Consider the following 26,086-nt stretch of genomic DNA (forward strand, 5'->3'; position numbering starts at 1 on the left):
CCAAAGCGACGACTGGGCGGACTCTGGCTATCGGACCCGACCTGGGGCAAGCCGGACTTTAGAACTGTTCGAGCCTGGGCCTGCGGATCGAGGCTATTGCTCAGATCGACCAGCCGCCGTCGATATTATAGGCCTGCCCTGAGGTGTACGTGGCGCCGGCGAGGTAGACCGCAAGGTCGGCGATTTCCTCGGGGGTGCCGAGACGGCCCATCGGCTGGCGGGCGATGAAGGCCGCCCGGGCGGCGTCATAGTCGCCCTGCGCATGCATGCGGTCCTGCAGCGACGGGCTCTCGACGGTGCCGGGGCAGATGGCGTTGCAGCGAATGCCCTTGGCGACATAGTCGGCCGCGACCGCCTTGGTCAGGCCGATCACGGCCGCCTTGGTGACGCCGTAGGCGAAACGGTTGGGCACACCCTTGCCGGCGCCGGCGACGGACGACATGTTGATGATCGAGCCGTCGCCGCGCTCCAGCATGCCGGGCAGCACGGCCCGAATGGTGCGGATCATGGCGCGGACATTGAGATTGAAGGCGAAGTCGAGATCGGCATCCTTCATCTCGAGGATCGAGCCGGAATGAACGAAGCCGGCGCAGTTGAACAGCACGTCGACGCGGCCGATTTCGGCGAAGCCCGACGTGACGGCATCATCGTTGAGGACGTCGAGCCTGCGGGTCTTGATGCCGGAGGTCTTGGCGAGTTCGGCCAGCAGCGCCTCGTTGATGTCGGTGGCGTGCACGACGGCACCTGCCTTGGCGAAGGCCAGAGCGCTCGCTCTGCCGATGCCTTGCGCCGCCGCCGTGACGACAACGACCTTGCCTGCCAGATCCGCCATGCGTTTCTCCTCGCCCTCTTTGGCCACTTCCCGGCCCGATTTAATGCGGGCTGACCAGGGCGTCCTGTGCCAGACAGGCGCGACTATGCGGCCTGCACAATCCATCAGTCCAAAATAACAAATGTTTTTTCTGGTTAAAGAACACACGTCCGGGCGTCAAGCCCGAACGCGATCACCTTCGCGACGGCTGATGTAATGCACATCGCTTGCTCTGATGCAACAACATGTATGACAACCGGGCAACGAGTCGCGCTGCCATGGTTCACTCAAGCACAGCGCGCTTCAGGCGGCATTAGTCGCCGTATGGCACCCAGACGTTCTTCACTTCGACGGCGCGGCGCAGCATGGCATCGCCGGCGGCCTCGTCGGACGTCCAGTCGAGGCTGCGGCCGTTGCCGGTCCAGACGCGCTTGAGATTGCCGACGGAATCGGCCTCCGCCTTGGAGCAAGTGTCGGCATCGGCAAACAGCCAGAGCCCGTCGACATCGTCATGCTTGGCCAGCACGCCGGCAAGCTCCGCCGTGCGGCCGGTGACGATGTTGATGGCGCCTGCCGGAACGTCGGAATATTCGATCACCTGGTAGAGATCGGTGGCAAGCAGCGGGTATTTTTCCGACGGCACGGCCACCACCGTGTTGCCCATGGCAAGCGCAGGTGCGATCAGGGAGATCAAGCCGAGCAGCGGCGCGCTGTCCGGGGCGACGATGCCGACGACGCCGACCGGCTCGTGCAAAGCGAGCGTGACGGCGCGGGCCGGTGGCTGATGCACCCTGCCCTCATACTTGTCGGCAAGGCCGGCATAGAGGAACAGGCGCTCGATCGATTGTTCCACTTCCTCCCGCGCGGCCTTGGCGTTGGCGCCGGTCAGTTCGGTCAAGCGTGCGGTAAATTCGCCGGTGCGGCCGGACAGATTTTCGGCGAGGTAGTAGAGCACCTGGGAACGATTGTAGGCGGTAGCCTCCGGCCACGCCTTGCAGGCGCGGGCGGCGGCAACGGCGTCGCGGATGTCCTTGCGGCTGCCGAGACCGACTTCGCCGGCGAGCTTGCCCTTGGCAGTGGCTATCGCCAGCGAATAATTGCCGTCGGGCCGCACCTGCTTGCCGCCGATGAACAGTTTTGCCGTGCGGTCGATGGCGCCGCCATCCGATTGCTCGACCGGCTGCGCCGAAGAGGTCGCCGGCTTGATCACGGGACCAAGCGGCAGTTTCACCGACAGATATTCGAACATGCCCTCGCGGCCGCCTTCACGGCCAAAACCACTTTCGCGGTAGCCGCCGAAGCCGCAGGCGGCGTCGAACATGTTAGTGCCGTTCACCCAGACGACGCCGGCCTTCAGCTGCGGCGCGACATGCAGCGCGAGATTGATGTTTTCGCTCCACACCGAGGCGGCCAGCCCATAGCGCGTGTTGTTGGCAAGCTCGATCGCTTCCTCGGTGTTGCGGAAGGTCATGGTGGCCAGAACCGGACCGAACACCTCTTCCTGCGCCAATATATTTGCCGGCGAAACACCGGTGGCGAGCGTCGGCAGGTGGTAGTAGCCGGAAGACGGCAGCACCGCGTCGGGCTGCCAGCAGACGGCGCCCTGTCTGGCGCCTTCGGCGACCAGACCCTTGACGCGGTCGAGCTGTGTGCCGTCGACCAGCGGTCCGATATCGGTGTTCTTGTCGAGCGGGCTGCCGACGCGAAGCCGGCTCATCCTGACCTTGACCTTGGCGATCAAGGCATCGGCAATGCCTTCCTGCACCAGAAGCCGTGACCCGGCGCAGCAGACCTGGCCCTGGTTGAACCAGATGCCGTCGACCAGTCCTTCGACGGCGCTGTCGAGATCGGCGTCCTCGAAGACGATGAAGGCCGACTTGCCGCCGAGCTCCAGAGACAGCTTCTTGCCCGATCCGGCCGTGGCTTTCCTGATGATCTTGCCGACCTCCGAAGAGCCGGTGAAGGCGATCTTCTGGATGCCGGGATGGTTGACGATGGCGACGCCCGCTTCCGGCCCGCCCTGGACGATGTTGACGACGCCCTTCGGCACGCCGGCGCGCTCGCAGATCTCGGCGAACAGGATGGCCGTGAGCGGGGTGAATTCGGCCGGCTTCAGCACCACCGTGCAGCCGGCGGCGAGGGCCGGCGCAATCTTCCAGGCCAGCATCAGCAGCGGGAAATTCCATGGGATGATCTGGCCGACGACACCGACGCCCTTGTGGCCGGAGAAATCCATGTCGAGCGCCTGCGCCCATCCGGCATGATGGATGAAATGGCGGATGGCCAGCGGCACGTCGATGTCGCGGCTTTCGCGGATCGGCTTGCCGTTGTCGATTGACTCAAGCACTGCGAACAGGCGCTGATGACGCTGCATCGCGCGGCCGATGGCGTAAAGCACCTTGGCGCGCTGGTAGCCGGAGGACGCCGACCATTTCGGTAAGGCCTTGGTGGCTGCGGCGACGGCTGCGTCGATATCGGCGGCGCTGGCATCGGAGATCTTGGCCAGCAGCTTGCCGGATGAGGGTTCGCTGGTCTCGAAGGTCTTGCCGCCGCTTGCTGCCTTCCAGCCGCCGTCGATGAACAGCGCCTTGCCGAAATCGCGTCCGGCAAGCCAGGCATCGGCCTCGGTGCGGGCTTCCGGCGCTGGGCCGTATTCCATGGCGTGATAGCGTTCGAGAATGTTCATGACGCGCTCCAGATAATCGTCTTGGCAGGCGCTCTGTGGCGCCCCCCTCTGTCCTGCCGGACATCTCCCCCACAAGGAGGGAGATTAGCCTTCGCGCCTGTCGGCTCTGAAACGTCGACAATTGGCGAAATCGTCGACGTTAGCCAATCTCCCCCCAAGTGGGGGAGATGTCCGGCAGGACAGAGGGAGGCGCGAAGGAACTCGACGTTCAAGGCCTTCTCCGCCTCACGCCATCGCGTGGCGGTGATTGGCCGAATAATGCCCGGTCAGATGGTGCTCGAGCTGGCGCTCGATGTCGGTGAGCAGGCTCGAGGCGCCGAAGCGGAACAGGTCTGGCTCCAGCCAGGGCCGGCCGAGCTCCTCCTTCATCAGCACCAGCCAGTCGAGCGAGGCCTTGGCGGTAGAGATGCCGCCGGCCGGCTTGAAGCCGATGAGAAAGCCGGTCTCCTCGAAATAGGCTCGGATGGCGCGCACCATGGCAAGGCCGACGGGCAGCGTGGCGTTGACGCTTTCCTTGCCGGTCGAGGTCTTGATGAAATCGGCGCCCGCCATCATCGCCACCATCGAGGCCAGCATGACATTGCGCAGCGTGGCGAGGTCGCCGGTGCCGAGGATAACCTTGAGATGCGCATCGCCGCAGGCTTCGCGCATCGAGACGATCTCGTTGTAGAGCTCCTGCCACTTGGCGCCGAAGACCAGGCCGCGCGGGATGACGACGTCGATCTCGTCCGCGCCGTCGCGCACCGATGCCTCGATCTCCTGCAGGCGGGTCGACAGCGGCGCAAGGCCGTGCGGGAAAGCGGTGGAGACGGCGGCGACATGGATGCCGGTGCCGCGCACGGCATCAACAGCCGTCGCGACGAATGGATGATAGACGCAGACCGCCGCCGGGCGGATTTTTTCGCCCTCGATGCCAAGCCCCTCGACGATGTCGCGGCGGAACGGGTTGATCGCCTTGGCGCACAGGCGGCGGACGCGCTCTTCGGTGTCGTTGGAATTCAGCGTCGTCAAATCCATGCAGGAGACGGCGCGCAGCAGCCATGCCGCCTGGTTGTCGGCCTTGATCGAACGACGCTTGATCAGGCTGGCGACGCGGCGCTCCAGCGCCGAGCGATTGACCGAGCGCACCGATTCCATGAAGCCGAGATCGAGCCGCATGCCGGTGTTGCGGGCGATGCCATGCGATTGCGGAACGGGCGTGTTGGCTGCGGCACGCGCCGGCAGCGGCGTGACCTTGGACCCGCCGAGATCGGCTTCGCGGATTGTGCTGCTCATCTCCTGCCCTTTCGATCGACGATTTTACGTCGTGGTGCGTGTCGTTGCTCCCGGACCGCACGGCGGCTTTAGGCGACGCACACCGAAGATAGCCCGTGAAGCATCGCTTCACGAGTCCTTCAAGCGGTCATAGCGGAAAAAGGCGGCGAAAGCAGCTGAATTTTGACCGCATGGTCAAAATTCCAATCGAGAAGCAGGCGCCGAGGCGCCTGCTGATGTCAGCCGACGAAAGCGCGCTCGACGACGAAGGTCGAGGGATGGCTGAGCGAGCCCTCATGGAAGCCGAGGCTTTCGGCCATTTCCTTGACGTCCTTCAGCATATGCATCGAGCCGCAGATCATGATGCGATCCGTCTCCGGATTGAGCTTCTCGATGCCGAGGTCGTCGTAGAATTTGCCGGAGCCGATCAGCGCGGTGATGCGGCCCATGCGCGCCGACTCTTCGCGGGTCGTCGAATTGTAGAGGGTGACGCGGCCGCCGGTCAGTTCGCCGATCAGGGGATCGTTCTCGAGCGCGGCCACCAGTTCCTGGCCATAGGTCAGTTCGGCATTGTCGCGGCAGGTGTGGGTCAGGATGACCTGATCGAATTTTTCGTAGGTATCGGGGTCGCGCAGAAGGCTGGCGAAGGGCGCGATGCCGGTGCCGGTCGAGATCATGAACAGGCGCTTTGCCGGGGTCAGCGCGTCGACAACCAGCGTGCCGGTCGACTTCTGGCGCATGATGACGGTGTCGCCGACCTGGATCTTCTGCAGTTCGGAGGTCAGCGGACCATCCGGCACCTTGATCGAGAAGAATTCCAGCTCCTCGTCCCAGGCCGGGCTGGCGACCGAATAGGCGCGGTACACCGGCTTTTCGGCATTGGGCAGACCGATCATGACGAACTCGCCGGAGCGGAAGCGCAGCGACTGCGGACGGGTGATGCGGAACGAGAACAGGCGGTCGGTGTAATGCTTCACCGAGACGACGGTTTCGGCATAGACATTGGCCGGAATCGGAAACTGCAGCGGACGGGCGCCGGCTGTGTTGAGTGCGGATGTGGTGTTCATCAAATCCAACTCTGTCTTGCCCACGCCTGTGCGGGCGCCAAACCGTTTCCTGCGCGCCCAGACCATTCAGGTCCCGGCGAGCCGTTCACACACTCCAAAGCAGTGCGCTCTTGTGTCCCAAATTTATTAGTATACAAACGATATTTGTGTCAAGATACCACGCTAAAACAGCTTTCCAAACTGCGGCATATTCGTAGTTCCGCCATTTCGGATTTCGACAATGAAAGAGAATTTTTCGGTGCAACAACCGGATTCCCTGGGTCACGTCGTTGCCGGCATCGATGTTGGCGGAACCTTCACCGACCTCATTTTGATCGACGGAAAAGACGGCGGAAAGGTGCATATCGCCAAGACGCCGACCACCGTCGACAACCAGGCTTTCGGCGTGGTTTCAGCGCTCGGCGCCACCGGCTTTGCCATAGACGGCATCGACCTCATCGTGCATGGCACGACCACCACCACCAATGCAGTTCTGGAACGCCGGCTGGCCAAAACCGGCATGATCACCACGCGCGGTTTTCGCGACGTGATCGAGTTGGGACGGCGCACACGGCCGCAGCCCTATGGCATGACAGGCACCTTCGTTCCGATCATCCCGCGCGATCTCAGGCTCGAAGTCTCGGAGCGCGTCGAGGCGTCGGGCGCGGTGCGCACCCCGCTTGACGAGACCGAGATGCGCGACGCCGTGAAGACGCTGATCGCGGCCGGCTGCGAGTCCCTCGTCATTCATTTCCTGCATTCCTACGCCAACCCTTCGCATGAGCGGCGCGCTGCCGAAATCGCCGCCGAGCTTTGGCCGAACGGCTACATCACGACTGGCCATGCGCTGCTGTCGGAAGCCCGAGAATTCGAGCGCGGCGTGACCGCCGCGGTGAACGCCTCGGTGCAGCCGATCCTCGAGCGCTATGTCGAGCGGCTGCGCAAGGAATTGGCCGCCAAAGGCTATGCCCGCGACTTCCTGATCATGAACGGCAATGGCGGCATGATCTCGGCCCGCTTCGTCACGCGCGAGTCGGCCAAGACCGTGATGTCAGGCCCGGCTTCGGGTGTCATCGCGGCTGCCTATACGGGCAAGCGCGCCGGCTTTGAAAACCTCGTCACCTACGACATGGGCGGCACCTCGACCGATGTGGCGCTGATCCGCAACGCCGAGCCGGCGGTCTCCAACGAGATCGAGATCGAATATGCGATGCCGATCCACGTGCCGATGGTGGCGGTGCATACGGTCGGCGCCGGCGGCGGCTCGATCGCGCGCGTTGATGCGGCCGGCCTGATCCAGATCGGCCCGGAAAGTGCCGGCGCCAATCCCGGTCCGATCTGCTACGGCCGCGGCGGCTTGGAGCCGACCATCACCGATGCCAATCTGGTGCTGGGACGGCTGGCGCCGAAAAAACTGCTGGCGGTCGAAAATCCGGTCACCGTCGAGCGCGTCACCGGCATCTTCGAAGACAGAATAGGCAAGGCCACCGGCCTCTCCGGCGTCGAGGCGGCGGGTGCAATCCTGCGGCTCGGCAACATGAAAATGGCCGGCGCCATCCGCATGGTCTCGGTGTCGCGCGGCCATGATCCGCGTGATTTCGCGCTGTTCGCCTTCGGCGGCGCCGGGCCGCTGCATGCAACCGCGCTGGCGCGCGAACTCGGCCTGCCCCGCGTGCTGGTGCCGGCCCGTCCGGGCATCACCAACGCGCTCGGCTGCGTCGTGGCCGATCTGCGCCATGACTTCGTCAACACCATCAACCAGCCGGTCGCCGTGCTTGATGAAGCCCGGCTTCGCGAGGTGCTGGAACGTCACCGCGGGGAAGGCGAGGAACTGATCGGCAAGGAAGCGGTGAAGCCGGAAACGATCCGCGTTACGCACTCTGCCGACATGCAGTTCGTCGGCCAGACCCACATCATCAACGTGGCGCTGCCGTCTTCATCGGTGACAAGGCAGGAGTTGCAGGCGCTGTTCGAAAAAGCCTATTTCGCCCGCTTCAAGGTCGAGTTGCCGGAGATCCGCGCCAATCTGGTCAACCTCAACACGTCGGTGACGGGCGTGCGGCCGGCAATCGACCTGTCACGGCTGATCGACCCGGCCGGACGTACAAAGACGCTAGACGAGGCGCTGCGCGAGACAAGGCCGGTCTGGTATGCCGGACGCTGGCACGATACGCCGATATACGCACGCGAAAAATTGCCGCTCGATGCCGTTATCCAAGGGCCGGCGATCCTCGAACAGATGGACGCCACCACCGTGCTCGAACCCGGCGACCGCGCAAGATCGGACGCCGACGGCAACATCATCATCGACATTGGCGAGGCCTGAGATGCAAAAGCTCGACGCCATCACGCTTTCGGTCCTGCAGGCAGCCTTGCAGCAGGTCTGCGACGAGATGGATCTCACTTTCTCCCGCGCTGCCTTCTCGCCTGTCATCGCCGAGGCCAATGACCGCTCCGACGGCATCTACTCGGCCGTCGATGGTTCGTTGATCGCACAAGGCAGCCAGGGCCTGCCGGTGTTCGTCGGCGTCATGCAGTATTCGACCAAAACGGTGATCGAGATGATCGCCGACGGCCGTTGCCTGCCGCCTGAGCCGGGCGACATCTACATCGTCAACGATCCCTATCTCGGCGGCACGCATCTCATGGACGTGCGCTTCGCCATGCCAGTCTACCGCGACGGCAAGATATTTTGCTGGCTATCGAATACCGGCCACTGGCCCGATATCGGTGGCTCGGTGCCGGGCGGCTTCTCCGCCTCCGCCACAGCCGTCGAGCAGGAAGGCCTGCGGCTGCCGCCGGTCAAGCTGTTCAAGAAGGGCGTGCTCGACACCGAAATCTACGCCATCATCTGCTCCAACATCCGCGTCGCCGACCAGCGCATCGGCGATATAAGGGCGCAAGCCGCGGCACTGTTGATCGGTCAGGACCGGCTCAATGGAATCCTCGATCGTTACGGGGACGAAACCGTCGTCGGGGCGATCGCCGAACTGCGTCGCCGCGCCGCCGAGCAGATGCGCGCCAACATCTCCGCCATTCCCGACGGCACCTACAGCTCGAAGGCCTTTGTCGACTCGGACGGCGTGGTCAACGAGCCGCTGACCATCGCGCTCGCGGTGGAGAAGAAGGGCGATACGCTGACCTTCGATTTCACAGGTTCGTCAAAACCCTGTGCCGGGCCGATGAACAGCGTGCTGGCGACGACATTGTCGTCGGTCTATCTCGCCATGCGCCATATTTTCCCTGATGTGCCGATCAGCGCCGGCGCTTTCGAGCCGCTGATCGTCAAGCGGCCGGAAGGCACGTTCCTCGACGCCAAATACCCGCGTCCCGTCTCCGGCTGTGCGGCTGAAGTCTCGCAGCGCATCGCCGAGGCGGTGTTCGCGGCGATGGTGCAGGCGCTGCCGGAAAAGGTGACGGCCGCGCCCGCCGGCTCCAGCGGCAATTTCGCGCTGGGCGGCAACGATCCGGCGCGCGGCCGCGACTATGTGATGTATCAGATCTCCGGCGGCGGCTATGGCGGCAATTCCGGCCATGACGGCCTGACCAATGGCTGCTCGACCATCGGCATTTCGAAATCGCCGCCGGTCGAGATCATGGAGCAGGCCTTTCCGGTTCTCTACCGCCACTATGCCTTGCGCGAAGGCTCGGGCGGCGCCGGCAAGCAGCGCGGCGGCTTCGGCCTCGCCTATGAGGTCGAGATATTGCGAGGAGAGGCGCGCGCGTCCTTCGTCATGGACCATGGCCGTTTCGGCCCGCAAGGCGCGCTCGGCGGCAAGGACGGCGCGGTGAACACGGTGACCGTGTTCCGCGACGGCGAGGCACATGTGCCGCCGCATCTGTCCAAGGAACAGGACATCGCGCTCAAGGCCGGCGACCGCGTGAGGGTCGGCACGCCCGGGGGCGGCGGCTATGGTGATCCGCGTGAGCGCGACCCGAAACTGGTCGCCGAAGACATCAGGCTTGGTTACTACACCGTTGAACAAGCCAAAGAGCTGTTCGGAACCTGACAGCCGACAGGCCCGAGCCGCGTCAGGTCTGCAGCTTGGCCTTCAGCGCATCGGCGAATTTTTGCGCGATCTTCTTGAAGCCGGCGGGATCGGGATGCAGTTCGTTGGCCCAGTCGGCCACCTTCAACGTTCCCTGCGTGTCGACCAGATGGAAATTGTTGTTGGGATCGTCGGCCAGGCGCTTCACCACATCGCGGAACGCCGCCAGCGCGTCGTGAACGATGACCGTGCCCTTGGCGACCGTCCAGTTGCAGAAATCGAGCGACGGTTTCAGCCACGGGCCGACACAGGACGGATGCGCTCCGTTCGGGATCGGAAAATCATAGCAATGGCCAAAGATCGGCACGCCTGGCGCGACGCGGTCGCGCAGCGCGAACAAATCGAGATAGCAGGCCTCGACCATGCCGAGCGCCTTGGTGAAGCGGTTCTTGTTCAGCCCGGGGGCGTGGCCGTCATTGAAGTCGAGGAAGATGCAGAACTGGTCGCCGGCAATGTCGTTGCCACCGGCAGAGAACAGGATGGCATCGGGCTTGCCGTCCAGCCAGTTGGCCTTGTTGCGCAGGGCGGCGATCATGCGCTGCTGCTTGGGCAGCGACATCTCGTCGGTCGCCGCATCGCCATGATGGGCAAGGTTGAGGATGGTCGGCGGCATCGAGCCGATGCGGCGCAGCTGCGCGATCACATCGGTGTCGACGAACGGAAATCCGTTCCCGGTGAGCGGATAGTCGAACCAGGAATCGCCCTGCGCCAGCATCACCAGCGGCCGGTTGGCGACGGCCGCCTCGAGATTGCCGGCACTTTCCCTTGCGGTTTCGAGCCGCTCGATGTTGGCCTGGTGAACCCTGATGCGCTTGGCGATGTCGTCGTCTATGCGCCGCTGCGCGGCTTCCTGCACGAATTCCTGCTGGTCCATCCCCAGGTCCCTCCCACGACCGTCTACTTCCAGCTGAGCATGCGCCCATGTCCATGATCGGTCTGTAATTTAGATCACAGTAAGATTCCTGGGGAAGGACGGCTTGCCACGCCGTGATCGCCGCAGAGCATGTCGTTTCCGTGGGGCCTGCAAAAGACCATAGACTTCTATCCTTGTTTTCGCGCAATTCCGGACGGGAAACCGCCAACACCTTCCCTGGAATTGCTTAGTCAACGGAGATCAGGAACATGCGTCTTTTCGGTCGTTTCGTGCTTGCCGCTTCCGCCGCCCTGCTGCTTGGGACCGGTGCTGCCTCCGCCGAGAAACTCAGGATCGGGACCGAGGGCGCCTATCCGCCCTTCAACTATGCCAATTCGGACGGCACGCTGGGCGGCTTCGACATCGACCTCGGCAAGGCGCTGTGTGCCGAGATGAAGGCCGAGTGCGAATTCTCCGTACAGGATTTCGATGGTTCCATTCCGGCGCTGCAGGCCGGCAAGTTCGACGCCATCATCAACATCACCATCACGCCGGAACGGGCCGAGAAGGTCGAGTTCACCCACAAATATTACCAGACGCCACCGGCCATCGCCGTGCCGAAGGATTCGACCATTGCAGGCACGTCGCCTGACGATCTGAAGGGCAAGGTGCTGGGTGTGCAGAGCGCCACCATCCACCAGAATTTCGCCGAGAAGAAATACTCCGGCTCGACCGTCAAGGCCTATCCGACCGGCGACGACGCCCGCACCGACATGGCCAATGGCCGGCTGGACGCGATGATGGACGGCTCGATCATCCTGACCGAATGGCTGAAGAAGCCCGATGGCGCCTGCTGCAAATTGCTCGGCACGCTGGCCGCCGATCCGGCCATTCATGGACCCGGCGTCGGCATCGCCCTGCAAAAGGGCAACAAGGAACTGGCCGACAAGTTCAATGCCGCCATCGACGCCCTGCGTGCCAACGGCAAGTACAAGGAAATCAACGACAAATACTTCTTGTTCGACGTCTACGGAAGTTAACCCCTTCACCGCTCCTACCTCGGCAGCGCCATCAGGCGCTGCCGTTTTCATGAGATGACGGAGAAGTTTCTTGGTTGAGCGGCGCTCCCCTTTCTACACCAGCATCGTTGGCCTCGGCGCCACGATGGGCCGGGTCGGCGGCGATTTCGTCTCGGCCAAAACTTACTCCGGCATTGCCGACGAGCACCTGAACACGCGCAAGAATGTCGGCGTGCAGGATCTCAGCACCATGGGCAAGATGGACATCAAGGGGGCGGAAGCCGAGGCGCTGGTCAACCACATCATCGTCAACGATGCGGCCGCGATGAGCCCCGGCCAGGTGCGCTATTCCACCGTCTGCCGCGACGATGGCGGCATCATGGACGACCTCACCGTGTTCCGGCTGGCGCCTGAGCATTTCATGCTGGTGACCGGCTCGGTCAACCGGCTGAAGATGCTGCCCTGGCTGCAACATCATGCTGAAGCGCGAAAGGCCTATGTCACCGACATCACGGCGGCCGTCGCCTTTCCGACGATACAGGGGCCGCGTTCACGCGAGCTGCTGAAAGCACTTTCGGATGCCGATCTCGATGAGTTGAAACGCTGGGCGTTCACTTCAGGGCGCGTCGGCGAGACCAAAGTCCTGATCTCACGCACCGGGGTGACCGGCGAGCTCGGCTTCGAACTGTTCGTGCCGGCGGACGAGGCCACTTCCTTCTGGGACGCGCTGATGCGGACCGGTAGCGATTTCGGCCTGAAGCCATACGGCGTGCTGGCCATGTTCACGCTCGGGCTGGAAAAGGCCTATCCGGCGCATGGCATCGACATGGACGAGAGCCGTACGCCCTTCCATGTCGGGCTCGATCGCTGGATCAAGTTCGACAAGGGCGAGTTCATCGGCCGCGAGGCGCTGCTCAAAATTCGCGACAAAGGGCTCGACGAACGCTGGACCGGGCTGATTCTCGACGGTGACAAGCCGGCCGCGACGGATGCCAGGGTTTTCGCCGACGGCGAGGATGCCGGCGTCGTCACCTACAGCGATCACGGCTATTCCTTAGGCAAAGTTCTGGCGACGGCGCATTTGCGGCTGCCGTTCACCGCCATCGGGACCGAACTCAGCATCGACATTGACGGCAAGCCGACCCGCGCGGTGGTGGCGCCGATGCCATTCTTCGATCCTGAAGGCGCTCGGCTGCGGGCCTAAATCAGGCTAACTTCGCTAGCAGCCGCATAAACGTGGCCGCTTCCTTGGCCGTCAGCGGCGCCAGTGTCTCCTGGGTGATGGCGCGGGCCAACGGGATCAGCCGTTCGATCGCCTCGCGTCCCTCTGGCGTGAGGTTGACCAGCAGCCGCCTCTTGTCGACCTCGTGCTTGGTCAGGTCTACCAGGCCTCGCGCCTTCAGCCGGTCGATGACGCCCTTGACCGTCGCCGCGTCCATGGCGATCAGCGTGCCCAACTGGTTCTGCGAGGTCTCGCCGACATCGTGCAGCTTGGCAAGTGCAGCAAATTGCGGCGGCGTCAGGTCGCTTATCTGGGCGGCAAAGATCGAGACATGGCGCTGATGCGCCTTGCGCAGGATGAAGCCGACCTGCTCCTGCAGGCGGTAATCATGTTCGTCGGGCTCTTCGGCCTCGACCAGCTTGAGAAGATTGTCACCGCCGCTCATCGCAGGCCATCCCAGGCCTTGATGTCGCCTGCAGCCAGGCCGCCCATGCGGTCATGCACGCGCGGGCCGCAGCTCATGGCGAGGCAAAACAGGATTTCGTCGGCACGCGGCCCGTCGCTGAGGCCGACCTCCATGGCGTCGAAATGGCTGCGGACATAGGCAGCGTTGGTGTGGCCGAGCGGCACGTCGAGCCGCGAGCCGAACGCCCCGACCTTGGTTGCCGACGGCACGATCGCCTTGGCGTCGCCCAGCCGCTCGCGCATGGCATAACCGCCCGGCACATGCCAGAGCGCGCCGTGCTCCAGCTCCCCTGACGAACCGACGATGGTGCCCTTGCCGTAGGCGTCGATCTGCTTGATGTCGCCGCCCAATGCGGCAATGAGCTTGTCGGTGAGCAGCAGGCCGAGCGGCTTCAGATCGTCCATGGCGCTCTGCAGTTCTTCGACGTAGCGGCCGGCGAACGGGTTCTTCACCAGGGCCACGGCTGCAGCGCGGCGGCGCGGCAGAGCAGCGACCGGCCCGCCATCGTGAAAGATCTCTTCGGTAAGAACCGCGATCTTGCGGATCGGAAACTCAGGCATGGGCAACTTCCTTCCCTGGACTTTTGTTGGGCGCGGCAAGCGCCATGGAACCACTGATGCGGGCTTCCCCGCCTAGAAACAGCGCCGATGCGGCAATCAGGCCGCGCCGGCGAAAATCTTCGGCGACGGCAAGGCCATTGTCCAGCGCCCGCTCCACATCGCCACGCGCGAGCATGCCGACGGCTTGTGTCACCAGCCGTGCACCGAGATCGCTGTCGGGCACCAAGTCCTGCGCGGGAATGCGCTTGATGGCGGGTTTGCCGGGCAGGTCGACGGCGTTGGCAATGAGTGTCGCGGCCGCATCGGCCTCGGCGCCGGTGCGCGCGAGCACGGTGACGGCGTCGGCAATGCCAAGCGAGAACGAACGGCCGCGCCAGCCGCTCGTGGCGACGCCGCGCACGCCGTCCGCCGAGCGAATGGTGAGACGGTCGGCCAAGCCGTTGCCGGTGCCGGCGATCGCCAGGTTCATCGACTGGCCCTTGCCGATGTGGAGTGCGCTGTCGCCGCCATTGTTGACATAGGCGCGGTCGAGTCTGCGGCCTGCAAGCAATGCCGAGAGCATTTCGTCGGCTACCGATCCGGCGACGGCGGCCATCGGCGTGATGAAGCTTTCCGCCAAGGGCATGACGGCTGCTTCCATGCGCCGCGCGGTCGGGCCGGCGAAGGTGCGCGGCGCCAGGAAAAATGCCGGCAGCCGCAATTCGGGAAGCTCCTCGACCAACTCGATCAGGATCGTCTGGAAGCGCTCGATCGCCTGATCGTAGGCGGCACGACACTCAGCCGCCTCACCAAAGGCCTCGACGATCAGGTCGATCGGCCCGTGGTTGAGGTGCAGCCGCTTGCCGTCCTGCAGCCAGTGGACTTGCGGGCCTTGCATCACGCGGCCCCGTTCGAGCCGGCGCGGCGCAACTGCGCCAGCGGCGGCCATGGATTTTGACAGGCAGCCCCGGAGCCGCGACGCGGATTGAGGTATTCGCCGCCCTTGGCAACAATATCCTCGACGCTGCGTATCTCGGCCTCGTAGCCGCCCAGCCTGACATAGTCGTCGCGGCGCAGCGTGAACTCGATCGGCGCCACCAGGGCCGGGGTCGGCACATAGCCGAACGCGCCTTCCGGCACGCGCGTGACGTCGACCATCAGCGTGATGCCGCCGCCCGGCCAGACATAGACCGGCGCGCCGCCGACGGTGACATAGGTCTTCAAGCCCTGCACCGAGCGGGTGAGATTGACCGGGTTTTCGGTGACCCCGGCGCGCAGCGACCCGCCGGCGCCGCCGATGAACAGCACGGTGCAGAGCGCCGGTTCGCAATTGTCCTCGATCAGGCCGACCGATTTTTGCAACCGGTCCGGGAACGGTTTTTCCACAGGCTTCAACTCGTCGTCGAGCTCGTAATAGGCGAACTGCTCGCCAGTGGTCGACACCATCAACAGCGACAGGCCAGGACGCGCGCCCTTCTTGGAATTCCATTCGCCGAGGATCGACAGCGGGTCGGAAATGCTTGTGCCGCCCCAGCCGAGGCCGGGCTCGGAGACCTTGAAGTAGCGGCCCGGCGTCGAACGGCGGCCGATGATTTTTATCCCCGTATCCTGCCAGCCCAGCACCTTGCCGGCTTGATGCTCCGACACGACGCCGGTGATGTGGTCGTCGACCACCACCACTTCGTCGACCAGGCCGCGCCATTGCGTGGCGAACATGCCGATGGTGGCCGAGCCGCAACCGACGCGCATGCGATGTTCCTGCTTGCCGTCGATGACAGGTGGTTTGCCGGCTTCGACGATGATGGTGGCGCCACCGTCGATGGTCAGTTCGACAGGCTTGCGGTTGCACAGATTGAGCATCGCGTCGCAGGTTGCCCGGCCTTCGGCCTTGGAGCCGCCGGTCAGATGATGCACGCCGCCCAGCGACAGCATCTGCGAGCCATATTCGCCTGTCGTGACGTGGCCGATCGGCTCGCCTTGCGCGCGCACGATTGCCGTTTCGGGGCCGAGATGACGGTCCGTGTCGATCTTCACCTTGACGCCGCAGTACGAAAAAATGCCTTCGGTGACCACGGTCACCAGATCGACCCCCTCGACCTCCTGGCTGACGATGAAGGGAGCCGGCTTGTAGTCGGGATAGGTGGTGCCGGCGCCGATTGCAGTGACGAAGCGGCGGCCGGTGTTGACCAGTTCGCCGTCCCATTGCTCGCCCTCGGCGGTGAAAGGCACGACCGCGGCGCCGCTCTCTGCCGCATGGTCGAGGATGGTCAGCGGGTCCATACGCACGATGCGGCCACCGACATTGCCGTAGCGGTCGCAGGCGCCGGTGCGGCCATCGGCGATGTAGCACATGACCGGACAGGCATCGCAGCGGATCTTTTCCGCCACCAGCTTTTCGCCGGGATCGTGGGTTTCGAAGCGTTCGGCAAGCTCGCTCATCGGCGTGCCTCCTTGTCGTCGATGCCATCTTTTTCGCGGATGGCGGCGCGGATGCGCGTCGGCGTCGCCGGAACCTTGGTGATGAGAACGCCGGTGGCGTGGCGTATGGCATTGAGGATGGCGGGTGCGGTCGGGATCAGCACATGCTCGCCCAGGCCCTTGGCGCCGAACGGCCCCTCGGGATCGGGAACCTCGATCAATATGTGCTCGATCTCAGGCACGTCGCCGATGGTCGGAATGAGATAGTCGTGCAGATTCTCGGTGCGGCCGGGGATGTATTCCTCCATCAGCGCCATGCCGATGCCTTGCGCGATGCCGCCCTCGATCTGGCCTTCGACCAGAAGCGGGTTGATCGCCTTGCCTACATCGTGCGCGGCGGTGATTTTCAAGAGCTTCACCGTGCCGAGCTTGAGGTCGACCTCCAGTTCGGCGATCTGCGCGCCATAGCCATAGACGGCGTAAGGCTTGCCCTGGCCCTTGGCGTCGAGCGGCAGCGTCGGCGGGTCGTAGGTTTCCTCGGCGCGGAAGACGTAGCCGTCCGCATCGACATCGAGGGCGGGGAGATCGATGCGCCGAGTGGCTTCGCCCTCGCGAATGACGATCGCCGGGCCGTCCAATTGCAGGCTCGCGTTCTCCGAGACATTGGCAAAACGCAGGATCTTTTCGCGCAAGGCGCGGCCGGCCTTCTCGGCCGCCTTGCCGGTGACAAAAGTCTGGCGCGAGGCCGATGTTTTGCCGGCGTCGGGGCTGATCGCGGTGTCGGCGCTCTTCAGCTTGAATTTTTCCAGCGGCAGGCCGAATGCGTCGGCGCAGATCTGGGCGATGACGGTGTTGGAGCCCTGGCCGATATCGACGGCGCCCTGGTGCAGGATGACCTCGCCCTCCGGCGAGATACCGACCCTTATGGTCGACGGATTGGGCAGCGAGGTGTTGCCGCAGCCATACCAGCAGGACGCGATGCCGACGCCGCGCTTTTTGCTCGTATTGGCATTGTTGAATGTATCTGCGTCGGCCTTCGCGCGAGCCCAATGCGGCCGCAAGGAGTCGAGGCACTCGAATATGCCGACGCCCGACTCCAGTCGCTGTCCGGTAACCGTTTCGGATCCGTTCCGAAGGCAGTTCTTCAGCCGAAAATCGAGCCGGTCCATGCCCAGCTTGCCGGCGAGCTCATCATAGAGCGTCTCCTGCATGATCGTCGCCTGCGGCACGCCGAAGCCGCGGAAGGCGCCGGAAATCGGCCCGTGGGTGTGGATGGCGCGGCCTTCGGCGCGGTAATTCGGCGTCGCATAGGGACCGGAGGCATGCACCGGCACGCGGTTGGCGACGGTCGGGCCCCAGCTGGCATAGGCGCCGGTGTTGAAATCGCCGGAAAAGATCATGCCGGTGACATGGCCCTCGGCGTCAGTGCCGATCGTCGCCTTCATCTCGGCGGGGTGGCGCTTGGTGGTCGACATCATCGATTCGGTGCGGGTGTAGGCAAGCGCCGCCGGCCGGCCGGTTTTCAGTGCCACAAGGCCGATGAGCGGCTGCAGTGAAACGTCCAGTTTCGAGCCGAAGCCGCCGCCGGTCGCGGTCGGCACGATGCGCACCTTGTCGACGGCAAGACCGAGCACCTTCGCCGTTTCGTCGCGATCCATGTAGGGGGCCTGGGTGCAGGCGACGACGACCAGCGTGTCGCCGTCCATGTAGGCATGGCCGGCTTCCGGCTCGATATAGGCGTGCTCGACATAGGAGGTGTCGATGGCACCGGACACTGTGAAGGCAGCCTCGCCAAGCGCCGCCTCGGGGTCGCCGCGCTCGACAAAGCCCTTGGTCAACAAATTGGCCGGGCGGTTCGCGTGGATGAGCGCCGCCCCTTCTGCCTGCGCGTCGCCGGGCTGCAGAAAATGCGGCAGCTCGGTCCAGCGGACCGGGAAATCCTGGAGGTCGAGATCGAGCATGGCCTCGCGCTCGCCGGCGACCAGCGCCACTGCCTCGCCGCGCAGCCGCGCAAAGCCTTCGGCCAGCGCCGGCTGGTCGGCAAACGGACCGATGACGCCGAAACAGTTTTTTCCCGGAATGTCGGCGGCGGTGAAGACGCCGGCGATGCCGGGATGCGACTTCACCCAGCCCTCCAGGTCGCCGAAGGCGAAGCCGGCATGATAATGCGGCGAGCGGACCACCAGCACGGCCAGCGCATCGGCGGGAAAGGCATCGGCGCCGAATTTTTCAGCGCCGGTGACTTTTGGCACGCCGTCGAGCCGGACCGGGGAGGCGCCTACAGCATTCCCTGTGGTTGGCATTCTACGTTCAAAGTTGAATTCCAACGAATGACGTTGGCGCTGCCCCTCACCCTTACCCTCTTCCCGTGAAGAACGGGGAGAGGGGAGCGTCGGCGCTGGAGCACTTCCCTTCTCCCCGTCACTATACGGGGTGAAGGTGCCGGCAGGCGGATGAGGGGCAGCGCCGTCGGTCGACGTCTCGAACCGTCCCGCATCCATCACTGCCGCAATGATCTTTCTGTACCCGGTGCAACGGCACAGGATGCCACCCAGCGCATCCTGCACCTCGGTCTCGGTCGGATTCGGCGTGCCATCCACCAGCGCCGTTGCCGCGACCAGCAGCGCCGGCGTGCAGATGCCGCATTGCGCGGCGCCATGTGCCAGGAAGGACGCCTGCAGAGCCGAGAGCCGGCCATTGGCGAGGCCTTCGACGGTCGTTACGGACGTCCCGGCTGCGGAGGCCGCCGGCATCAGGCAGGCGCAGACGGCGTCGCCGTCGACCAGCACCGTGCAGGCGCCGCAATCGCCGGCATCGCAGCCAACCTTGGTGCCCGTCAGCTGCAATTCGTCGCGCAAAACCTGCGACAGACGGCGCAGCGGCGGCACATTGACCGAGACGGCGGCGCCATTGACGGCGAAGGCGATCTCGGCGCGATCGAGGCCGACGCCCGGCACGAGGTCGGGCAGGGCTTCAATCATCTCGGAGTGGCTCATGCCGCCACCATGCTGTTGTCGTTCGTCAGTCCGCAAGCCCTCAGCACGGCGCGGGCGACAAGCTCGCGCGCTGCGTCGAGCCGGTATTCGGCGCTGCCGCGCACGTCGGCAATCGGCGAGAGCTCGGCCATCGGCGCGGACAGGAGCGCATCGGCGAGTGCCGGGCCGACAGGCTTGCCCACCAGCACGGCTTCGACAGCGGCGAGCCGCTTGGCCACGGCCGAGCAGGACCCGACCGCGACAGCGGCTTCCATGACCATGCCATCCTCGGCAACGAGGCGCGCCGCCACCATGGCGATGGAGATGACGAGGTAGCGCCGCGCACCGAGCTTGACGAAGGCCGACGTGCCGGTGGCCCTGGGCTTCGGCACCCGGATGGCGGTAACCAGCTCGCCCGGTAGCAGCGCGGTGCGGCGGTTGCCGAGAATGAACTCCTGCAGCGGCAGATGACGCGTCCCGGCTGCAGAGCGCAGCTCGACCTCGGCGTCCAGCACCAGCAGTCCCGGAACGCCATCGGCGGCAGGCGAAGCATTGCAGAGATTGCCGGCGATCGAGGCGACATTCTGGATCTGCAGGGAGCCCACTTCGCGCGCGGCCTGCTTCAGCGCATCGAAAGCCGCCGGCAATGGATGGCGGACAAGGTCGGTCCAGGTGGTGCGGGCGCCCAAAACCCAATGGGTTTCGGTCTCGGCAATGCCGCGCAGCGAGTGCAGGCCGTTAATATCGAGAACATTGTCGCGGAACGGTTTGGCGCCCTGCGCTGGATAGAAATCGGTGCCGCCGGCAAGCACGCGCCAGGCGCCCTCGCCCAGCAGAGCGAGCGCCTCGTCGAGCGTGGTGGGTTTCGCGTAACGGATCACGCTTTGCCTTCCAAAAAAATCGGCCTTCCCATTGGGGCCTTCAAAGGTGGGGACTTCCCGAACCCGCCAGTGTCTGATCAGGCCAAATTCATTCGTATGCAAATGATATCAAGCTGGCGGAAATTGTCAAAGCCGGAGTTTAAGGGAACCCGGCCGCCAAGCATTTCTTACGCTTGCAGAGGTTGACGCAGGCGGCCATCCGGTCAAGTTTCAGCATCCGGTCGCATCAGCGGCGTATTTCACTCGATCCCCCGTTCGAGACGTAGAAGAGGAGAGGCGCCATGGCCGACGAAGCGCTTGTTGTCATCGACCTGCAAAACGACTTCTGCCCCGGCGGCGCACTGGCGGTTGCCGGCGGCGACGAAATCGTGCCGCTGGTCAACGATCTGATTCGGCATGCCGAGCATGTCGTGCTGACGCAGGACTGGCACCCGGCCGGACATTCGAGCTTTGCCTCCAGCCATCCGGGGGCGCAGCCCTTTAGCGCGATCGAGATGCCCTATGGGCCGCAGACGCTGTGGCCGGACCATTGCATCCAGGGCAGCCTCGGCTCGGATTTTCACTCGGGGCTCGCCTGGACCAAGGCCGAGCTGGTGATCCGCAAGGGATTTCGCCCTGATATCGACAGCTACTCCGCCTTCTTCGAGAACGACCACAAGACGCCGACGGGGCTCGCCGGCTACCTCAAGGAGCGCAGCATCGACAGTGTGACCCTGGTTGGCCTGGCGACCGACTTCTGCGTTGCCTTTTCGGCCCTCGACGCGGTCAAGCAAGGCTTCAAGACGACGGTGCGGCTCGACGCGTGCCGCGGCATCGATCTAAACGGTTCGGTCGAGGCGATGCTGAAGAGGATGCGCGATGCCGGGGTGAAGCTCGAAGACCCGATCTCGGAGTGACTGGATCGTGACGCATCGAGGGGGCTGCACACAGTTGGGGAAGGCTTTCGCGGCAGGTGTACTCGCTTCCGCTGTGTCTCCGCAAATGGCCTTCGCGGCCGAGGCCCGCGGCCTGCCCGATGCTGCCATGTCGCTGTGGTGGGCGCTGCCTTTCGCCGGCCTGCTGCTCTCGATCGCCACCGGACCGCTGCTGTTCCACTATGTCTGGGAGCATCATTACGGCAAGATCGCCGCCGGCTGGGCAGCGCTGGCGGTCATCCCGCTGATGGTTGCATTCGGCGTTCCGGTAGCCGGTGAAGCCGTGCTGCACACGCTGCTCACCGAATACATGTCCTTCATTATCCTGCTGTTCGCGCTCTACACCATTTCGGGCGGCATCCTTGTCGCCGGCAACATCCATGGCACGCCGCTGGTCAATGCCGGGCTGCTGCTCGTCGGGGCGATGCTGGCCTCGGTGATCGGCACCACCGGCGCCTCGATGATCCTGATCCGGCCGATGCTGCGCGCCAACGACAACCGGCAGTTCAACGCCCATGTCGTCATCTTCTTCATCTTCCTGGTGTCCAACATCGGCGGCTCGTTGACGCCCTTGGGCGACCCGCCATTGTTCGTCGGCTTCCTGCGCGGCGTCGACTTCTTCTGGACGTCGGCGAACCTCTGGCGCGAGACGCTGTTTACCGGCGGCCTGGTGCTGCTTGTCTTCCTGGCCATCGACATCATGCTGCATCGCCGTGAAGGCGGCGCGCCGAAGATCAAGGATCCGACGCCGGATACGAAGGTGCGCCTTCGCGGCCTGGCCAATCTGCCGCTGCTGGCCGGCGTCATTGCCGCGATCCTGCTGTCGGCAGCGTGGAAGCCGGGCGTGAGCTTTTCAGTGCTGGGCGTGAGCCTCGAACTGCAGAACCTGGCGCGCGACGCCATTATCCTGGGGCTCGCCGGACTGTCGCTTGTCGTGTCACTCAAGAGCCATCGCGAGGCCAACGGCTTCACCTGGGGCCCGATCGCGGAGGTGGCGAAACTGTTTGCTGGCATCTTCATCTGCATCGTGCCGGTCATTGCCATCCTTCGCGCCGGCCATGACGGCGCGCTGGCGCCGCTGGTCGCGCTGGTGACGTCACCCACCGGGCAGCCCAATGATCTCGCCTATTTCTGGCTGACCGGCGGGCTGTCGTCCTTCCTCGACAATGCGCCGACCTATCTGGTGTTCTTCGAACTCGCAGGCGGCGACGCGCGGCACCTGATGACGGAGGCGGCCTCGACGCTGGCCGCGATCTCGGCCGGCGCGGTGTTCATGGGGGCCAACACCTATATCGGCAATGCACCCAACTTCATGGTCTACGCCATCGCCCGACACCGCGGTGTGAAGATGCCGGGCTTCTTCGGCTACATGGCATGGTCAGGGCTGGTGCTGATCCCGATCTTTTTGATCGCCGGGTTCCTGTTTTTCGGCTGATCAGCCGACGCCGACATAGCGCCTGACTGCCGATGGGTCGGCGCGCAATTGCTCGACATCGACGGTCTCGCGGTTGCGGCCGTTTTCGATGAAGCAGACGCGGTCGGCGACCGACAGCACGGCGTCGACGCGCTGTTCGACCAGAATGGTGGAGACACCTAGCTCACGCAGCTTCACCACCGTCTCGCGGATCTTGGCGATCATCGACGGCATCAGCCCTTCGGTCGGCTCGTCTAGCAACAGCACCTGCGGCTCCAGACAAAGCGCGCGGGCCATGGCCAGCATCTGCTGTTCGCCACCGGACAAAGTGCCGGAGCGCTGCCGCAGCCGCTGGCGCAGCAGCGGGAAGAGGTCGAGCACGCTCTCGCGCGTCGCTCTTCCCTTGCCGCGCGCCATCAGGCCGATCTCGATGTTTTCCGCCACCGTCATCTCGGCGAACAGCCGCCTGCCCTGGGGCACATAGGCGACGCCGGCCTTGGGCACCTCATGCGCCGCCAGGCCGGTCAACTCCTTGCCGGCGAGCCGGATCGAACCGGCGCTCGACCGAACCAGCCCCATGATCGCTTTCAGCGTCGTCGTCTTGCCGGCGCCGTTGCGACCGAACAGGCACAGCACCTCGCCCTTGTTGAGCACTAGGTCGAGCCCATAGAGCACCTGAACCTCGCCATAGAAGCAGTCGAGCCTGGAGATAGTCAGCGCTTCAGTCTCGTGGGCTTCAGTCTTGGGGGCTTCGCTCATGGCGCCGTCCCCAGATAGGCTTCCTGCACCTGTGTGTTGGCGCGAACCTGTTCGGGCGTGCCTTCGGCCAGGATCCTGCCGGCGTTGAAGACCGTGATGCGGTCGGCCAGCTGCATGACGACAGGCATGTTGTGCTCGATCAAAAGCACGGTGGCGCTCTTGGCGATCTCGCGCACCAGTTCGATGAAATTGTCGATCTCGCTGTCGGCCAGCCCTTGCGTCGGCTCGTCGAGGATCAAAAGCCGCGGCTTCAGCGCCAGGCCCATTGCCACTTCCAGCAGGCGCTGATGGCCGTAGGAAAGCTGGCCGGCCGGCATATGGGCGCGGCCGGCCAGTCCGGTGCGTTCCAGCGCGGCCATGACGCCGGTGCGCACCGCACCTTTCGAGCGGGCATCGGTCAGCGTGCGCTGCACCGGCAGCGCGACATTATCGTAGGCAGAGAGGTTGGCGAAGACGCTGGTGATCTGGAAGGTGTAGGCGATGCCCCGGCGCACCCTGAGATAGGCCGGCTGGCTGGTGATGTCGGCGCCGTCGAAGACGATCATGCCGGACGATGGCTGAATGCGGCCGCTGACCAGGCTGACGAAGGTGGTTTTGCCAGCGCCATTGGGACCGATGACGGCGCGGATCTCGCCCGGCATCAGCTGAAAATCGACACCGTCGACGGCGCGCAGGCCGCCGAAACTGCGCGCCAGGCCTTTGGTGGTCAGCAACGGCATCATGGCAGCCACCCGAGCCAGCGCTGGCGGATGGTGCCCAGAATGCCTTTGGGGAAAAACAGCACCAGCAGGATGAGCGCAATACCGACGATCAGGAGATAGGCGGAGGTGTAGCCGCTGGCGGTGTCGATGACATAGTACATGAACACCGTGCCGAGCAGCGCGCCCAGCGTCGTGGCGGCGCCGCCGAGCAGCACCCAGAGCAGCGGCAGGATGGAATACTGCACCGAGGCAAAGCTCGAGCCGACATAGCCGAACAGCAGCGCATAGGCCGCACCCGAGGCGGCGCAGATGGTGCCGGAGACGACGACGGCGATCAGCTTGTTGGAGAAGGTGTCGTAGCCCAGCATTTTCGTGCGCTCCTCGTTCTCGCGCACCGCGACCAGCACGCGGCCATAGCGGGAGCGGACGATGGCGAGGGTGATCAGCAGCACGACCGAGAACAGCGCCAGCGCGCTCATGTAGCGCACGGTCGGGTTGGTGAGGTCGAGCGATGTCGAGCCGAAGGCCAGAACCCGCGCCGGCTGCGGCACCACCAGACCCTGGTCGCCGCCGGTCCAGGCGGCGAAATAGAGGATGGTGAGGTAAAACACCTGCGCGAACATCATGGTGACGATCATGAAGGCGACGCCGGTGGTGCGCAGCGCCAGCAGGCCGATCACAAGTGCCAGCAGCGCGCCGCAGGCGATACCGGCGAGGAAAGCCAAAGGCACGCTCCAGCCGAGATGGATGACGGCGAGACCAGCGCCATAGAGCCCGGCGGCGAAGAACATGGCGTGGCCGAGGCTGAGCAGGCCGACATAGCCGAACAGCATGTTGTAGCCCATGGCGAACACCGCCAGCACCATGATGCGGGCGAGCAGGCCGTGATGATAATCCGGCAGGACGAAGCTCAGGGCGAACAGCAGCGCGATGGCGCCGATATGCAATGCATACGCTTTTGCCGGCGAAGCTTCGCTCATCGCGGCGCCTGCCCGAACAGGCCTTGCGGCCTGAACACCAGCACCATGGCCACCAGCAGCGTGGCTATGATCTTGGCCAAAGTCGGCGAGAAGAACACCGAGATGATGCCATCGGACAGGCCGATCAGCACGGCGGCAACGACGGTGCCGCGCAGCGAGCCGAGGCCGCCGATGATGACGACGATGAAGGACAACAGCAGCGGGTCCTGCCCCATCAGGTAGTGCGCCTGACTGATCGGCACGATCAGCACGGCGGCGATGGCCGCCAGCATGGCGCCGAGCGCGAAGACGCCGGCATAGACGCGGGCGACCGGAATGCCGAAGGCCTGCGCCGTCTCGCTGTCATATTGGGTGGCGCGCATGATGAGGCCGATCTTGGTGCGCGTCAGCACCAGCCAGGTGGCGATGAGCAGAAGGGCCGAAGCGGCAATGATCGACAGCTTGTAGCCGGAATAGCCGAACCAGGGCAAAAGGATGCGGTAGCTGAAGGGCGGCTCCACCGGGCGGGCTTCCGGGCCATAGAAGCTCAACGCCAGCTGCTGGATGATGTAGAGCATGCCGATCGTGGCGACGATGGTGGCTTCCGGATTGTAATTGAGCCGCCGCAGCACAAGCCGCTCGGCTACCAGCGCAATGGCGCCGACAATCAGCGGCGCAATCACCAGCGCCGCCAGGAAGCCGAGCGTGGGATGGCCGGGTATCGCCGTCGAGATCGCCCAGGCCAGCACCGCGCCCAGCATGAAGAACTCGCCATGGGCGACGTTGACGACGCGCATGACGCCGAACACCAGCGACAGCCCAAGCGCCGTCAGCGCCAGCACGGCTGAGGTGACAAGGCCTTCGAGGGCGGCGAGGAGGAGATGGGGTCCGAAATGCATTCAGGGCGCCCTTACCCTCCCCTTGTGGGGAGGGTGACCGCGCAGCGGTCGGGTGGGGGTTGGGCACGGGCCGTCGCGGGGGGCGCCCCCCCCGCCCGGGGGGGGGGGAGCGGGGCTGCGTGGGGGGGGGGCCGGCCGCGCCAGCGGGGGGGGGGGGGGTTGGGCCCGGGCCGTCGCGACCCCCACCCGTTCTCCCATCCTTCGAAAATGGCCGAAGTTGG

The 26,086-nt window shown here is 64.6% G+C and carries 21 protein-coding genes; 6 read left to right on the forward strand and 15 right to left on the reverse strand.

Annotated features, from left to right (window positions below; genetic code table 11):
• Positions 1–100: 100 nt before the first annotated feature.
• The 4 genes from NKI37_RS12980 to NKI37_RS12995 all read right to left on the reverse strand — a co-directional run bounded on the left by NKI37_RS12980 (position 101) and on the right by NKI37_RS12995 (position 5,818).
• Positions 101–832 carry an SDR family oxidoreductase gene (locus tag NKI37_RS12980; protein WP_352760008.1) on the reverse strand — a complete coding sequence of 244 codons (732 nt, stop codon included), beginning with the start codon at positions 830–832 and terminating at the stop codon, positions 101–103.
• A gap of 292 nt (positions 833–1,124) precedes the next feature.
• Positions 1,125–3,497, reverse strand: a complete 2,373-nt coding sequence (locus NKI37_RS12985; RefSeq protein ID WP_352789741.1) for an aldehyde dehydrogenase family protein — start codon at positions 3,495–3,497, stop codon at positions 1,125–1,127.
• Positions 3,498–3,722: 225 nt separating this feature from the next.
• Complete coding sequence (deoC, locus tag NKI37_RS12990) at positions 3,723–4,772, reverse strand: deoxyribose-phosphate aldolase (RefSeq protein WP_023829345.1); 1,050 nt, start codon at positions 4,770–4,772, stop codon at positions 3,723–3,725.
• 218 nt (positions 4,773–4,990) lie between these two features.
• Positions 4,991–5,818 carry a ferredoxin--NADP reductase gene (locus NKI37_RS12995; RefSeq protein ID WP_023671300.1) on the reverse strand — a complete coding sequence of 276 codons (828 nt, stop codon included), beginning with the start codon at positions 5,816–5,818 and terminating at the stop codon, positions 4,991–4,993.
• A gap of 220 nt (positions 5,819–6,038) precedes the next feature.
• On the opposite strand from NKI37_RS12995, the gene NKI37_RS13000 reads away from it, so the two are divergent.
• Positions 6,039–8,123, forward strand: a complete 2,085-nt coding sequence (locus NKI37_RS13000) for a hydantoinase/oxoprolinase family protein (RefSeq protein ID WP_352789744.1) — start codon at positions 6,039–6,041, stop codon at positions 8,121–8,123.
• Between the two features lies 1 nt (position 8,124).
• The gene (locus tag NKI37_RS13005; protein ID WP_023700429.1) at positions 8,125–9,807 is read left to right on the forward strand and encodes a hydantoinase B/oxoprolinase family protein; all 1,683 of its coding nucleotides are present in this window, start codon (positions 8,125–8,127) and stop codon (positions 9,805–9,807) included.
• A 22-nt stretch (positions 9,808–9,829) separates the two neighbouring features.
• On the opposite strand, the gene NKI37_RS13010 is transcribed toward NKI37_RS13005, so the two are convergent.
• Positions 9,830–10,720 carry an SGNH/GDSL hydrolase family protein gene (locus NKI37_RS13010; RefSeq protein ID WP_023689203.1) on the reverse strand — a complete coding sequence of 297 codons (891 nt, stop codon included), beginning with the start codon at positions 10,718–10,720 and terminating at the stop codon, positions 9,830–9,832.
• Between the two features lie 248 nt (positions 10,721–10,968).
• On the opposite strand from NKI37_RS13010, the gene NKI37_RS13015 reads away from it, so the two are divergent.
• Together NKI37_RS13015 and NKI37_RS13020 are read left to right on the forward strand one after the other, a co-directional pair.
• Complete coding sequence (locus NKI37_RS13015) at positions 10,969–11,739, forward strand: ABC transporter substrate-binding protein (RefSeq protein WP_023700430.1); 771 nt, start codon at positions 10,969–10,971, stop codon at positions 11,737–11,739.
• Between the two features lie 70 nt (positions 11,740–11,809).
• Positions 11,810–12,922: an aminomethyl transferase family protein gene (locus tag NKI37_RS13020; RefSeq protein WP_352789746.1), complete on the forward strand. Its 1,113-nt coding sequence runs from the start codon at positions 11,810–11,812 to the stop codon at positions 12,920–12,922.
• A 1-nt stretch (position 12,923) separates the two neighbouring features.
• Here the strand turns inward: NKI37_RS13020 and NKI37_RS13025 are convergent, their stop codons facing one another.
• The 6 genes from NKI37_RS13025 to NKI37_RS13050 are packed head-to-tail and all read right to left on the reverse strand — an operon-like array spanning position 12,924 to position 20,219.
• Positions 12,924–13,385, reverse strand: a complete 462-nt coding sequence (locus tag NKI37_RS13025) for a MarR family winged helix-turn-helix transcriptional regulator (protein ID WP_023671294.1) — start codon at positions 13,383–13,385, stop codon at positions 12,924–12,926.
• A complete protein-coding gene (locus NKI37_RS13030; protein ID WP_023703687.1) occupies positions 13,382–13,966 on the reverse strand; it encodes an amino acid synthesis family protein in 585 nt (194 codons plus the stop codon). Before NKI37_RS13030 ends, NKI37_RS13025 begins: the two co-directional genes overlap by 4 nt.
• Positions 13,959–14,843, reverse strand: a complete 885-nt coding sequence (locus tag NKI37_RS13035) for a UPF0280 family protein (RefSeq protein WP_352789748.1) — start codon at positions 14,841–14,843, stop codon at positions 13,959–13,961. The genes NKI37_RS13030 and NKI37_RS13035 overlap by 8 nt, the downstream gene beginning before the upstream one ends.
• On the reverse strand, positions 14,843–16,384 hold the full coding sequence (locus NKI37_RS13040) for a hypothetical protein (RefSeq protein WP_023693116.1): 1,542 nt from the start codon (positions 16,382–16,384) through the stop codon (positions 14,843–14,845). Before NKI37_RS13040 ends, NKI37_RS13035 begins: the two co-directional genes overlap by 1 nt.
• Positions 16,381–19,344, reverse strand: coding sequence for a molybdopterin-dependent oxidoreductase (locus NKI37_RS13045; protein ID WP_502896367.1), 2,964 nt, complete (start codon positions 19,342–19,344; stop codon positions 16,381–16,383). Before NKI37_RS13045 ends, NKI37_RS13040 begins: the two co-directional genes overlap by 4 nt.
• Positions 19,345–19,355: 11 nt before the next feature.
• Complete coding sequence (locus NKI37_RS13050) at positions 19,356–20,219, reverse strand: FAD binding domain-containing protein (protein ID WP_023683559.1); 864 nt, start codon at positions 20,217–20,219, stop codon at positions 19,356–19,358.
• A 281-nt stretch (positions 20,220–20,500) separates the two neighbouring features.
• Here NKI37_RS13050 and pncA point away from each other — a divergent pair, with 281 nt between their 5' ends.
• Both pncA and NKI37_RS13060 read left to right on the forward strand, forming a co-directional pair.
• Positions 20,501–21,115, forward strand: a complete 615-nt coding sequence (gene pncA / locus NKI37_RS13055) for a bifunctional nicotinamidase/pyrazinamidase (RefSeq protein WP_023683560.1) — start codon at positions 20,501–20,503, stop codon at positions 21,113–21,115.
• Positions 21,116–21,200: 85 nt separating this feature from the next.
• Positions 21,201–22,568, forward strand: coding sequence for a sodium:proton antiporter (locus tag NKI37_RS13060; protein WP_050588706.1), 1,368 nt, complete (start codon positions 21,201–21,203; stop codon positions 22,566–22,568).
• On the opposite strand, the gene NKI37_RS13065 is transcribed toward NKI37_RS13060, so the two are convergent.
• The 4 genes from NKI37_RS13065 to NKI37_RS13080 are packed head-to-tail and all read right to left on the reverse strand — an operon-like array spanning position 22,569 to position 25,865.
• Positions 22,569–23,306 (reverse strand): ABC transporter ATP-binding protein, encoded by a 738-nt coding sequence (locus NKI37_RS13065; protein WP_023683562.1) that lies wholly within the window; start codon positions 23,304–23,306, stop codon positions 22,569–22,571.
• Positions 23,303–24,028 (reverse strand): ABC transporter ATP-binding protein, encoded by a 726-nt coding sequence (locus NKI37_RS13070; protein WP_023683563.1) that lies wholly within the window; start codon positions 24,026–24,028, stop codon positions 23,303–23,305. The genes NKI37_RS13065 and NKI37_RS13070 overlap by 4 nt, the downstream gene beginning before the upstream one ends.
• Positions 24,025–24,987 (reverse strand): branched-chain amino acid ABC transporter permease, encoded by a 963-nt coding sequence (locus NKI37_RS13075; protein WP_023683564.1) that lies wholly within the window; start codon positions 24,985–24,987, stop codon positions 24,025–24,027. Before NKI37_RS13075 ends, NKI37_RS13070 begins: the two co-directional genes overlap by 4 nt.
• A complete protein-coding gene (locus tag NKI37_RS13080) occupies positions 24,984–25,865 on the reverse strand; it encodes a branched-chain amino acid ABC transporter permease (RefSeq protein WP_023683565.1) in 882 nt (293 codons plus the stop codon). Before NKI37_RS13080 ends, NKI37_RS13075 begins: the two co-directional genes overlap by 4 nt.
• Positions 25,866–26,086 lie beyond the last annotated feature (221 nt).

Origin of the sequence: Mesorhizobium sp. M0626 (genome assembly GCF_040320665.1) — a bacterium.
In the GTDB taxonomy this organism is placed as follows: domain Bacteria; phylum Pseudomonadota; class Alphaproteobacteria; order Rhizobiales; family Rhizobiaceae; genus Mesorhizobium.

Excerpts from the sequence above, each read along its gene's own strand:
- NKI37_RS13080 (WP_023683565.1), bottom strand. The coding sequence starts at position 25,865 with ATGCATTTCGGACCCCATCTCCTCCTCGCCGCCCTCGAAGGCCTTGTC.
- NKI37_RS13070 (WP_023683563.1), bottom strand. The coding sequence starts at position 24,028 with ATGATGCCGTTGCTGACCACCAAAGGCCTGGCGCGCAGTTTCGGCGGC.
- NKI37_RS13000 (WP_352789744.1), top strand. The coding sequence starts at position 6,039 with ATGAAAGAGAATTTTTCGGTGCAACAACCGGATTCCCTGGGTCACGTC.
- NKI37_RS13015 (WP_023700430.1), top strand. The coding sequence starts at position 10,969 with ATGCGTCTTTTCGGTCGTTTCGTGCTTGCCGCTTCCGCCGCCCTGCTG.
- NKI37_RS13065 (WP_023683562.1), bottom strand. The coding sequence starts at position 23,306 with ATGAGCGAAGCCCCCAAGACTGAAGCCCACGAGACTGAAGCGCTGACT.
- NKI37_RS13035 (WP_352789748.1), bottom strand. The coding sequence starts at position 14,843 with ATGCAAGGCCCGCAAGTCCACTGGCTGCAGGACGGCAAGCGGCTGCAC.
- NKI37_RS13075 (WP_023683564.1), bottom strand. The coding sequence starts at position 24,987 with ATGAGCGAAGCTTCGCCGGCAAAAGCGTATGCATTGCATATCGGCGCC.
- NKI37_RS12980 (WP_352760008.1), bottom strand. The coding sequence starts at position 832 with ATGGCGGATCTGGCAGGCAAGGTCGTTGTCGTCACGGCGGCGGCGCAA.
- NKI37_RS13045 (WP_502896367.1), bottom strand. The coding sequence starts at position 19,344 with ATGATTGAAGCCCTGCCCGACCTCGTGCCGGGCGTCGGCCTCGATCGC.
- NKI37_RS13040 (WP_023693116.1), bottom strand. The coding sequence starts at position 16,384 with ATGAGCGAGCTTGCCGAACGCTTCGAAACCCACGATCCCGGCGAAAAG.
- deoC (WP_023829345.1), bottom strand. The coding sequence starts at position 4,772 with ATGAGCAGCACAATCCGCGAAGCCGATCTCGGCGGGTCCAAGGTCACG.
- NKI37_RS13010 (WP_023689203.1), bottom strand. The coding sequence starts at position 10,720 with ATGGACCAGCAGGAATTCGTGCAGGAAGCCGCGCAGCGGCGCATAGAC.
- NKI37_RS13025 (WP_023671294.1), bottom strand. The coding sequence starts at position 13,385 with ATGAGCGGCGGTGACAATCTTCTCAAGCTGGTCGAGGCCGAAGAGCCC.
- NKI37_RS13030 (WP_023703687.1), bottom strand. The coding sequence starts at position 13,966 with ATGCCTGAGTTTCCGATCCGCAAGATCGCGGTTCTTACCGAAGAGATC.
- NKI37_RS12995 (WP_023671300.1), bottom strand. The coding sequence starts at position 5,818 with ATGAACACCACATCCGCACTCAACACAGCCGGCGCCCGTCCGCTGCAG.
- pncA (WP_023683560.1), top strand. The coding sequence starts at position 20,501 with ATGGCCGACGAAGCGCTTGTTGTCATCGACCTGCAAAACGACTTCTGC.
- NKI37_RS13060 (WP_050588706.1), top strand. The coding sequence starts at position 21,201 with ATGGCCTTCGCGGCCGAGGCCCGCGGCCTGCCCGATGCTGCCATGTCG.
- NKI37_RS12985 (WP_352789741.1), bottom strand. The coding sequence starts at position 3,497 with ATGAACATTCTCGAACGCTATCACGCCATGGAATACGGCCCAGCGCCG.
- NKI37_RS13005 (WP_023700429.1), top strand. The coding sequence starts at position 8,125 with ATGCAAAAGCTCGACGCCATCACGCTTTCGGTCCTGCAGGCAGCCTTG.